Raw genomic sequence first — 9,188 nt, forward strand, 5'->3', positions numbered from 1 at the left:
GCGCTGGACTCGATCTGCTACTACGAAATCCCGACGCGCAGAGCAGGCTGGTCGCCGACCGGTCGCTCGTCACGGATGCGACTGCTGAGATGCTGCGCATCGTCACCCCTGGTCGCTACATACGCCGCACAGCTACCGCCGACACCTCGATCGGTGGTCACCGAATCCAGAACGGCGACGCGGTCGTCATGAACTTCACTGTTGCCAACTACGACCCTGAAATGTTTACGGAGCCTCTGAAATTTGACATCGGCCGTCGGCCGAGCCTCGCGCTGGCGTTCTCGTGGGGGCCGCACCGCTGCATTGGTGCATCGATTGCGCAAGTCGAGATCCGGGTCGCATTCGAGGAATTGCTGTCGAGGTTCGGACACATCGAGGCCCGCGGCCCAGCGATCTACCGCCCGAGCCTGGCCACCGTGGTGGTGGAATCCCTTCCGGTGGCGTTCTGCCCATAGCTGTTCGTCCACATCGGTGTCGGTCCCAACGATCGATGATCAGATAAGTCGGTTATTCAATCGCCATGCTATGTCGGTCGTCGCTCCATGGGCGCAGCAGGAGAACATCGGTCGCGGGCGGCCCAGCAGTGATCAGTGGATCAGGGTCTACTCCGCATTCAATCGGTGCGGCACTGGTCTGCTGGCCGGAGCGGCGGGGTAGGGGAGCGATCACGTGTGACCGTGTCGGCGAAACGGGGGGCTGGTGCGACTCCCCGTGAGCCGAGGGGCACTCCGGCTCTGGGCGGGTGATGGAGACACGGAACGGTAGAGGCACAGTGATCCATAAAGGCGCCATGGCAGCGAACCTGTGGGTGGCCGAGTGCGATGTTCAGCCACACCCCTGCTCGGGCTGCGATCGACGCCCTACGCGACGGACCACTGAGGGAGGCAACATGTGAGCGACACGCGATTGACGACAAGCCCGTCGTGGGACGGCGGCTGGGTGCTGGTGGCGGGCGGGTCAGGCGGCCTGGGCTCGGCGGTGTGCCGCCAGCTCGCCTCTGAGGGCGCCAACATCGTGCTCACCTACCGCCGCAATCAAAGTGCAGCAGAGACCTGGTCAAAAAGCTTGAACTGAGCGGGGTTGCCGCGCATGCAGTGCAGCTCGACCTGACGCAGACCGACGATGTCGCTCGTGTCTACGACAGATTCGCCGGGACGCGCGATTTGGCCGGCGTCGTGTATGCCGCTGGACCGCACATCAAAATGGACTATGTCATTAACACCCACCCCGACCGGGTCCGCGCCCAGCTGGAAAACGACACGGTCGCCTGCTTCAATCTGCTGCAGGCCGGGCTCGTGCACCTGCGCTCACGCCCCGGCGCGATTGTCGCCATCTCCACTCCCGCCGTGGCCAGGTAACCCCAAACGCGACCTCCTCTCGTCGTTACCCAAGGCCGCGATCGAGGCGATGGTGCGCGGAATGGCCGCCGAGGAAGGCCGCTTCGGTGTGCGGGTCAACGCGGTGGGACCGGGGGTGATCGAGTCGGGGATGTGGGATGCACTGATCGCCAATGGTGACTACACCCAACGGGCACTTGAGGTGGCCAAGAGCAACATTCACCTACCGCGTCTAGGTCGCGCCGAGGATGTCGCCGAAGCGGTAATTTTTCTGCTTTCTGACCGTGCCTCCTGGATCACCGGCCAGACGCTGTATGTGGACGGCGGATACACGGTGTGACTGCTGTCCGGCGTTCCCCCTCCTAACTCCGCGATATCATTCCCACGCTTTGGTCTGAGCGGCGGATTCCATTAAGCGGAAAAGTAGACGTCTGACGTGACTGTCGTCATCCTCAATCGCGCCGGGATGCCATGGACGCGATAGCGGCCCAAATTGAACGCAGCAAACAGGCCTTAAACCGCCGCCGCTAAGCAGCCCGAGGAGAGAGACGCTTCGAGGGGCTCTTCGCGATCCGGCGGAACACAGCGCTACAGAGTCACGGGCCCTGTCGACACCCGCAACGACGCGGAGGAGATCCCTGACCACTCGACAGTTGGCGATCGACGTCGCGATCCGCTCATCGGTCCCATTGGCATCCGCGGACATGATAGAGATTGGTCACATTGCCAGCACCTGAACACATCGACCGTTGGCAACAGGCTTGCGTCAGCCCTTTCGTGCGCTCCAGAAGGTCCGCCGTTGGGGGGTGGAACCGCCGCCGCGAGGACTTCGACATGGGCTAGGAGTCCGAGTGAAAGCTCCCGCCACTTCAAAACCCGCATCGGGCTGATAGAGGGGCGGCACCTCGAGGGGTGGTGCCACGTCGGTCAGTCAATCGCGCATGCTGTGCCGGTCATCACTCCGTCGGCGCAGCAGGAGGAACCGGTCGCGGTCGGCCCGTCATGATCGCGAGATCCCCGTCGAGGTGCTCGGTGCGTTCAGGATGAATGCCTCGCCGGGCAGCAAGACCGATCAGATACGCGCATATCACGCGTGCCCGAGCCGACGGGCGATCGGCGCCCGCGCTTGTCAACAGATCGGTATAGAGCTCACAGAACATGTCATCGACCCGTGCCATCGAGCTAGCGTCGCCTGCGCGGTCGGTGGCGAGCCAGTAATCGATCCATAGCTTCGAGTGCTGCGGTCGGCCGACGAACGCGTGGATATGGGCATCGATGACGCCCCAGAGCCTAGGCACGGGTTCTCGATGACGCTCGGCCACCGCGTTGAGGCCGTCGCGAATCTCGGCGAGGAGATCCTGCATCACAGCGTCGACGATCTCGTCAACGCTGTTGAAGTAGTAGTGGATGAGGCTTGCCGCCAAGACGCCTTCTGAGGCGATAGCGCGGGTAGTGCACGCTGCTCGTCCGTCGCGCAACAGAAGTGCCTGGGCGGCTTCGACGATGCGCCGGCGTTTATCGAGATGATTCGGCGTGAGCTCTCTATCTCGGACGACCATAGGCCGAGGATAGTGGCGACGCAGAATTATCTAGGGCAATGCCCCAATATTTTGGGCACTGCCCTAGACATTCAGCCTTGGGCTGTCTCGCGTTGGCATCGTCCGACCCAAAGGAGAGACAGATGACGCAGACGTGCTTGCCAGTTCCAGTTGACCGCTATCTCCCACCTCAAGCGGTGGCGGAGATGGTTCGACTGATCGAAGGCAGCGGGGTCGTCGACGACATGCTGCTGTGGGACCAGCTGACGCACTGGTGGCCCCAAGCGCTCTGGACCGAAGAGAACACGCATCTCGCAAGTTGGATGAGGGACAGCGATTCATTCGCGGACGTGTTTGTGATGGCGGGCTATCTCCACGCCGCCGCACCGAATTTGGGGACAGTCATCAGCACCGACGCGCTGCGTCGCGGACCGGCTGAGCTCACCCAGACAATGCTTACCGTTGCAAATCTCACCGGGGGCCGCTCGGTGTTCCAGATCGGCGCGGGGGAGTTTAAGCAGGCTCAACCGTTCGGCCACCGGCGCAGTGAGGGGCTCGCTCGGTGGGAGGATCTATTTCGTACATTCCATAAGTTCTGGGACACCGACGGTCCAATCAGCCACGAGGGCAACAAGTGGACGCTAGATGAGGCCTGGATTGGCCTTGCAAAGCCCCACCGACCGAAGCTCTGGGCCCTTGGCGGTGGCCCAAAGCTCCTTGACCTTACGACCAGCTTCGCTGACGGGTTTTCGTCCATGTCTCCGTACGTGTGGCGAAATCCGGAGCACGCTCATGAGGTGATCAGCGAACTTAAACGGGGGCTCGAGGCCAAGGGGCGCGACGTTGCGAGTTTTGACTTCGGATTGTGGCCGGCCGTGCTGATTCACGACGACGAGGAGGTCATTGAGGAGGCGATGCGAAATCCGCTGCTGACGTGGATGACAGCATGTTTCGGTCGCCTTCCGTCAGGGGAGTGGACCAAGGAGGGAATCGAGCCGATATTCCCCCCTAACTGGCACTACGCAATGAAGCTGCTTCCGGTGAAATGGACCAAGGAGGAGTGTCTCGACGTCTGCAGCAAAGTGTCGCCGGAGATGGCGCGAAAGAGCTGGATTGCCGGAACGCCCGCGCAGGTCGCGGCCGAGTTGCAGCGCTACGTCGACGCCGGCGTCACCTGGTTGGCCCCCTGCGACATCCTGCCGGTCGTGGCCCGCGACGAGGATCCGCATCAACCGATCCGTCGCAGCATCGAGGTCTGCCGGATCCTCAAGGCCCCTTCGCCGGCGCGATCCCGCTGACTGTGGCGCCGTGAATCGAAGCGACCGGGTGCGGGAGGTGGCGAGTGTATAACTGGGAGCAAAAAACTGCGAACACGTGTTCGTCGTGTCCTAGCGACGTCCTAAGACACGCGAACACCCGCTGAGACGTGCTCGATCACATCACCACGGGAATTGTTCATCTAGCTGTACAGATCGCCACTCTGTAGACACTGCGGAACGGCCCGGAACAGCCGCTTTCACACTGGCAGTGCGGGGGTCAGGGGTTCGAGTCCCCTTAGCTCCACCGTGTGATGAGTCGAGTCATGGGGTACTTTTCAAGACCCGAAATGCCGTGTCAATGGCTTTGTCAATGAGATCGGCCGTAAACTAAGCCGGATGAGCTCGCCCGGGGCCTCCGGTGACGCTCGGGCGGGCTCTACGTGAAGCGCCCAGGTCGTCGGCTCCTGATCCAGCGGGGCGGCCCCTGCCACATGTACAGCCTGTCCGTGGCGTGGCGGAAGGCCGACCGAGCGAACTGGTAAGGGCGCCTTGCAGGTAGCAGGTAGCCCGGTGTAGTGCTGGCATGGGCGACGCGGCTACGCCGGATCGCGACGATTAGGCATGACCACTTACACCAAACCCTCTATCGCCCGACCAGACCCGGTGCGCTGGCTCTGGTACACCTTCGGCGGCAAGCTCGGGCCGAACTACCACGGCTGGGTACTGCGCGACACCACGACTCGCACGCGCTGGTTGCGCCAGGCCGTACGCGGCGCGGTGCAGGTCGTGCCGGGCGCGCTTTTGATCCTGGCTGTGATGCCGCCCGGCTGGCTCACCGCGGCGTCGATTGTCCTCGGCCTACTGCTAGCTCAGTGGTACTCGCTCGCCTACATCAACCAGACCGCGGAGCGGCGCCTCGTGAAGCACGGTTACGCGCCGGGAACGCTCGAGATGGCGCTGCGCGAACGCTACCTCCGCGAGAACGAGGACCGGATCGTGCGCTACATGGCGACCTACCGGCACACGCAGATGGGCGTCGAGCAGTGCTAAGGGCACTTACGCGAAGGTGGCGGCTGTGGAGCTACCGGCGGTGGGAGAGGCGTTACCTCGCGGATGACAGGTTCGAGATCTTCGCCTGAGCCGCTCACCCCCAGCTGCCGGGCGTGTCCTGCGGGACGGGGATTCCGTACCAGTTGCACGGCGTCAAGGTACGCCACGCGATCAAGGCGCACAGATAGGTAACGAGCCAGAACGTCGTGTGCTCCTCGCCGTCGTCGTCGAGCTCGTCGTCGTCGTCGTCGAGGTCGAACTGCTCGCGGAGCATCGTTTCGAGCTCGTCATCGGCGATCTCGTAGGACTCGTCGATGTACGGCACGCTGCCGCCGTCGTCGAGCGACCAGGCGAGCGCGGGCTCGGGCTCGGTCGGCACGAGCTCGGTTTCGGGATCAAAGTCGGTCATCATCGGTCGGCCCCTTCGAGCTCGTCGTCGACGGCGAACATTTGCAACGTCCACAGGAGGCGCTCGCCGCTGCCGACGACGCCGCTCACGTGGGCCGTGCACTCGTCGTCGTCGAACTTCGAGGCGCGGGCGACCGTGCCGTCGTGGCCGAACGTGACCTCGACGCGCGTCCCGGCCGAGGCTTTCCGGTGAAGGTAATCGTCGGCGTATTGCTCGTCGGCGAAGATAACTAGCTTCCCGTCGAAGCACGGCCCGCTGTCATAGATCGGGCGGAGCCCGGCGGCCCCGGCGACATCGCCCACGGCGCCCCGGTGGTCCGCGATGCGCCCATTGACATTGTCAATGGCTTTTCTTGTTTCCGCTGGTCGTGTCATGTGTCGAGTTGTCCCCAAAAGTGGGGCCGGAGTGTGTATCTCCGCAGCTCAGGGGTTTTCTACTCGCACAACGTAACGGGTTCGAGTCCCCTTAGCTCCACCGTGTGATGAGTCGAGTCATGGGTTACACATGAGTCGCGTCATCGGTGACAGGTTGCCCCGGCCATCGGCCGGGGTTTTTCTGTTGGTTGCGCCAGTAGTTGTGGGCGGGGTCGATGCGGTGGCTGGCGATGAGTTGATAGCCGGTTTTGCTGATGACGGTGACGGTGGTGGTGGTGACCAGGATCAGTACTGGGGCGTGGGTGTGGGTGCGTCCGATGCCGAGGTGGTGGAGTTGGCTGCCGTGGCGCAGGGTGAGTTTGCCGAATTGGTCGACGGTGTCGTGGCGGATGCGGAAGTGCTCGATCGAGGTTGATGGGGGCCTGGCTTTGGGCAGTGCGGTGTAGGCCTGGGCTGGTGTGCGGCGTTCGGGTAGGGCGCGGTGCGGGCGGGCGTTGTTGTACAGGTCGCGGAAGCTGTCAAGCAGGGTTTGTAGTTGGTGGAGGTCGGTGGGCCGCGGTCGTGGCGTCAGCCAGCGTTTGAGGGTTTGGTGGAAGCGTCAGATTTTGCCTTGGGTTTGGGGTGGCCGGGGTGGCCGTTTTTCTGAGTGATGCCCAGGCTGGCCAGGATGCGCTCGAAGTCGTTGTGGCCGTGAGTGAATCGTGAGGTGTAGACCGAGGCGTTGTCGGTCAGGATGGCGGCGGGTAGCCCGTAGGTGTTTGACCACTTTGGTGAAGCTGGCCACGATGTCGGGTCCGGCGACTCGCTGATATGCGGTGCAGTAGAGCAGGTATCGGCAGTGGTCATCGAGCCAGTTGAGGATCTCCACGTCGCTGCCGTTGGCCAGGCTCCAGTGGGTGAAGTCTGATTGCCAGCACTGGTTGGGTTGGGCGGCGGCGAAGCGGATGTAGGAGCTTTTAGGCCGTTTGCGTGGTTGCGGGGTGATCAGGCCGTGATGGTGAAGAATGCGCCGGATCGTCGAGGTCGATGGCACGGGTAGCCCTCGCTGAGCTAGGTGCCATTGCAGGGTGACCGCGCCGGCGTCGAGGCCCTCGGCGACGAGCTGTTCGCGCAGTGTGACCACTTCGCCATCCGGGTGAATAACGCGAGCGTGTCGTTTCCGGCGAGCTCTGCGACGAGTGTGTGAAACTCGGCGCAGCTTGTTCGACAGCTGAACTGACGCAAGAAGTCTAGCCCGGGCGCTACCGTCGTCAAAACAATTATATGTATTATCGGTTCATCATATAAATGATGCTTGGGCGCGGGGGCCTCCCGGTGGTACGTTGCATCTGTGTTGCCGAAGGCAGTCGCCCGAGTAGGACAGCTCGAAGGAGGGTCATGACGTCCACCGTCGTTGAGAACGGGCGTGTCGTAGAGGGCCTGTATGCCGCCGTGCGAGAAGGTGACATATCCGCGGTCGTGGCCTTATTGGATCCCGACGTGGTGCTAAACGAAGCACCATCGCTCCCCTTCGGTGGGGTTCACAAGGGAGTCGAGGCCGTCGTGGCGGTTTACGGCCAGGTGGGCGCGGTATTTGACGTCGGGAACGTAGCGGTCGAGCAGATCTTCGCCGATGCGGACAGGGTCGTTGCACTTATCGAACTCCCCATCCGAGCTACGACCGATTCCGGTATCCGGAGCATGCCGATAGTGGAGTGCTTCCGCCTGCGAGCGGGGAAGATCGTTGAGATTCGGCCTTTCTATTGGAACGCCGCCGCCTTGGCGTAGAGGAGCAACTCGCAACGGCGGGCGTCGCCTCGCCGGATCCTCAAGCACCAGTAGGAAAGTGCCCACATCGGCGCCCCGAAATACCACGAAAGGCGAGTCGTTGAACAGGGTAGCGGGAAAGGTAGCGCTGGTAACCGGTGCAGCGCGTGGGCAGGGGCGCGCACACGCGGTTCGGCTGGCAGAAGAGGGCGCCGACATCATCGCGATTGACATCTGCCGCGACATCGACACGGTCCGCTATCCGGGGGCCACCGAAGACGACCTCGCTCAAACCGTGAAACTCATTGAAGCCCTTGATCGTCGGATTATCGCCGCCACGGCCGACGTACGTGATCTATCCGAATTGCAGGCCGTCGCGGAGCAGGCCGTCGACGCCTTCGGGGCGATCGACGTCGTCGTCGCCAACGCCGGCATCGGAACCTTCGGATCAGCGCTCGAACTCGACGAGCAAACCTGGCAGACGATGCTTGACGTGAACCTCACCGGTGTGTGGAAGACGGTCAAGGCCGCTGCACCGGCCATGATCGAACGCGGTAACGGCGGCTCGATCATTCTGGTCAGCTCAGTCGCGGGGCTGACTGCGTACCCCCACTTGGCTCATTACGTCACCGCCAAACACGGCGTCACCGGACTCATGCGCGCCTTGGCTGTCGAGCTGGCTCCGCATGGTATCCGGGTGAATTCGATCCATCCCGGCACCGCCGACACCCCCATGATTGCCAACGCGCATACCTACACAATGCTGACCGGACTCGACAACGCTACTCGTGCTCAAGCCGCCGAGATCATGACCGGCATGAATGCCCTACGCGTACCGTGGCTTGACGTCGAGGACATCGTACCGGCGGTGGTGTACCTCGCTTCCGACGAGAGTCGTTATGTCACCGGCACCACCACCGTGATTGACGCGGGCAGCGTGTTGCCGTTCAAGATCCCGCACAGCTGATTCGCCGTCGCACCTACGCCGACCGCGCACCATTTGCGACGAGACCATTCCAGGGCAGGGGTTCAAAGCCGGCGGCTCCGGCGAAATAAAGGCCCTTGACGTTGATGGCGTGTTGATGCCATCAACACCGTTCGCGTATCCGCAGGTCGTTTCGCGTTGTTTGGTGTCGTTTTCGTGTCGTCGATTCCACTGTTTCCGCAGCTCCAGTCGATTTTTAAGCCTGGTTCGATGCCCGGCAGCTCCACAGAGTAAAAGCTGGTCAGGGCCATCAGCAGCCAACGACGATGGGCGGAACGCAAGCACTCAAAGAGCTAATGCAGATGTCACCCGTTGAGCATCGAATGCCGTTGAACGGTGGCGGGGTGACGTCGATGCTGCGGCCGCACCGGATGTGTCGGCGGCGGCGCTCGGGGTGCCGCTGGCGGAACTGGCGCAGCGGCCCTTAAGGCTGACGGTCCCCTCGGGCCCCGTCGCCTTCATCCACCGGTTCAGTTCCGAAGGGTGCCAC

The 9,188-nt window shown here is 62.7% G+C and carries 14 protein-coding genes and 1 pseudogene; 9 read left to right on the plus strand and 6 right to left on the minus strand.

The window, feature by feature from the left end; all coding sequences use genetic code 11:
• The 4 genes from WAN02_RS10840 to WAN02_RS10855 all read left to right on the plus strand — a co-directional run.
• A partial coding sequence (locus WAN02_RS10840; RefSeq protein WP_422264162.1) for a cytochrome P450 occupies positions 1–455 on the plus strand: 455 nt, incomplete at its 5' end.
• A 436-nt stretch (positions 456–891) separates the two neighbouring features.
• Entirely contained in the window at positions 892–1,074 is a 183-nt protein-coding gene (locus WAN02_RS10845) for an SDR family NAD(P)-dependent oxidoreductase (protein ID WP_422264163.1), read from the plus strand.
• A 20-nt stretch (positions 1,075–1,094) separates the two neighbouring features.
• A complete protein-coding gene (locus WAN02_RS10850; protein WP_422264164.1) occupies positions 1,095–1,358 on the plus strand; it encodes a hypothetical protein in 264 nt (87 codons plus the stop codon).
• A gap of 61 nt (positions 1,359–1,419) precedes the next feature.
• Positions 1,420–1,677 carry an SDR family oxidoreductase gene (locus tag WAN02_RS10855; RefSeq protein WP_422264165.1) on the plus strand — a complete coding sequence of 86 codons (258 nt, stop codon included), beginning with the start codon at positions 1,420–1,422 and terminating at the stop codon, positions 1,675–1,677.
• A 616-nt stretch (positions 1,678–2,293) separates the two neighbouring features.
• On the opposite strand, the gene WAN02_RS10860 is transcribed toward WAN02_RS10855, so the two are convergent.
• The gene (locus WAN02_RS10860) at positions 2,294–2,896 is read right to left on the minus strand and encodes a TetR/AcrR family transcriptional regulator (RefSeq protein ID WP_422264166.1); all 603 of its coding nucleotides are present in this window, start codon (positions 2,894–2,896) and stop codon (positions 2,294–2,296) included.
• 122 nt (positions 2,897–3,018) lie between these two features.
• Between WAN02_RS10860 and WAN02_RS10865 the strand changes: the two genes are divergently transcribed.
• Positions 3,019–4,173 carry an LLM class flavin-dependent oxidoreductase gene (locus tag WAN02_RS10865; RefSeq protein ID WP_422264167.1) on the plus strand — a complete coding sequence of 385 codons (1,155 nt, stop codon included), beginning with the start codon at positions 3,019–3,021 and terminating at the stop codon, positions 4,171–4,173.
• Between the two features lie 582 nt (positions 4,174–4,755).
• A complete protein-coding gene (locus WAN02_RS10870; RefSeq protein ID WP_422264168.1) occupies positions 4,756–5,184 on the plus strand; it encodes a DUF5313 family protein in 429 nt (142 codons plus the stop codon).
• A gap of 94 nt (positions 5,185–5,278) precedes the next feature.
• Here WAN02_RS10870 and WAN02_RS10875 read toward each other — a convergent pair whose 3' ends face one another.
• Together WAN02_RS10875 and WAN02_RS10880 are read right to left on the minus strand one after the other, a co-directional pair.
• A complete protein-coding gene (locus WAN02_RS10875) occupies positions 5,279–5,596 on the minus strand; it encodes a hypothetical protein (RefSeq protein ID WP_422264169.1) in 318 nt (105 codons plus the stop codon).
• Positions 5,593–5,895 (minus strand): hypothetical protein, encoded by a 303-nt coding sequence (locus tag WAN02_RS10880; protein WP_422264170.1) that lies wholly within the window; start codon positions 5,893–5,895, stop codon positions 5,593–5,595. The genes WAN02_RS10875 and WAN02_RS10880 overlap by 4 nt, the downstream gene beginning before the upstream one ends.
• Positions 5,896–6,097: 202 nt before the next feature.
• On the opposite strand from WAN02_RS10880, the gene WAN02_RS10885 reads away from it, so the two are divergent.
• A complete protein-coding gene (locus tag WAN02_RS10885) occupies positions 6,098–6,382 on the plus strand; it encodes a hypothetical protein (RefSeq protein WP_422264171.1) in 285 nt (94 codons plus the stop codon).
• Between the two features lie 66 nt (positions 6,383–6,448).
• Here the strand turns inward: WAN02_RS10885 and WAN02_RS10890 are convergent.
• Positions 6,449–6,553, minus strand: a pseudogene (locus WAN02_RS10890) (hypothetical protein); the annotation flags it as partial.
• Positions 6,554–6,565: 12 nt separating this feature from the next.
• Positions 6,566–7,090, minus strand: coding sequence for a hypothetical protein (locus tag WAN02_RS10895; protein ID WP_422264172.1), 525 nt, complete (start codon positions 7,088–7,090; stop codon positions 6,566–6,568).
• Between the two features lie 254 nt (positions 7,091–7,344).
• Here WAN02_RS10895 and WAN02_RS10900 point away from each other — a divergent pair, with 254 nt between their 5' ends.
• Both WAN02_RS10900 and WAN02_RS10905 read left to right on the plus strand, forming a co-directional pair.
• Complete coding sequence (locus WAN02_RS10900; protein WP_422264173.1) at positions 7,345–7,734, plus strand: nuclear transport factor 2 family protein; 390 nt, start codon at positions 7,345–7,347, stop codon at positions 7,732–7,734.
• 100 nt (positions 7,735–7,834) lie between these two features.
• Entirely contained in the window at positions 7,835–8,680 is an 846-nt protein-coding gene (locus WAN02_RS10905) for a mycofactocin-coupled SDR family oxidoreductase (protein WP_422264174.1), read from the plus strand.
• Between the two features lie 303 nt (positions 8,681–8,983).
• Here WAN02_RS10905 and WAN02_RS10910 read toward each other — a convergent pair.
• A partial coding sequence (locus tag WAN02_RS10910) for a hypothetical protein (RefSeq protein WP_422264176.1) occupies positions 8,984–9,188 on the minus strand: 205 nt, incomplete at its 5' end.

The organism is Mycobacterium sp. (genome assembly GCF_049281135.1).
GTDB lineage: Bacteria > Actinomycetota > Actinomycetes > Mycobacteriales > Mycobacteriaceae > Mycobacterium.

What these genes read in the sequence shown, in the direction of transcription:
- WAN02_RS10855 (WP_422264165.1), top strand. Translation starts at nt 1,420, where the DNA reads ATGGCCGCCGAGGAAGGCCGCTTCGGTGTGCGGGTCAACGCGGTGGGA.
- WAN02_RS10860 (WP_422264166.1), bottom strand. Translation starts at nt 2,896, where the DNA reads ATGGTCGTCCGAGATAGAGAGCTCACGCCGAATCATCTCGATAAACGC.
- WAN02_RS10865 (WP_422264167.1), top strand. Translation starts at nt 3,019, where the DNA reads ATGACGCAGACGTGCTTGCCAGTTCCAGTTGACCGCTATCTCCCACCT.
- WAN02_RS10870 (WP_422264168.1), top strand. Translation starts at nt 4,756, where the DNA reads ATGACCACTTACACCAAACCCTCTATCGCCCGACCAGACCCGGTGCGC.
- WAN02_RS10875 (WP_422264169.1), bottom strand. Translation starts at nt 5,596, where the DNA reads ATGATGACCGACTTTGATCCCGAAACCGAGCTCGTGCCGACCGAGCCC.
- WAN02_RS10885 (WP_422264171.1), top strand. Translation starts at nt 6,098, where the DNA reads ATGAGTCGCGTCATCGGTGACAGGTTGCCCCGGCCATCGGCCGGGGTT.
- WAN02_RS10900 (WP_422264173.1), top strand. Translation starts at nt 7,345, where the DNA reads ATGACGTCCACCGTCGTTGAGAACGGGCGTGTCGTAGAGGGCCTGTAT.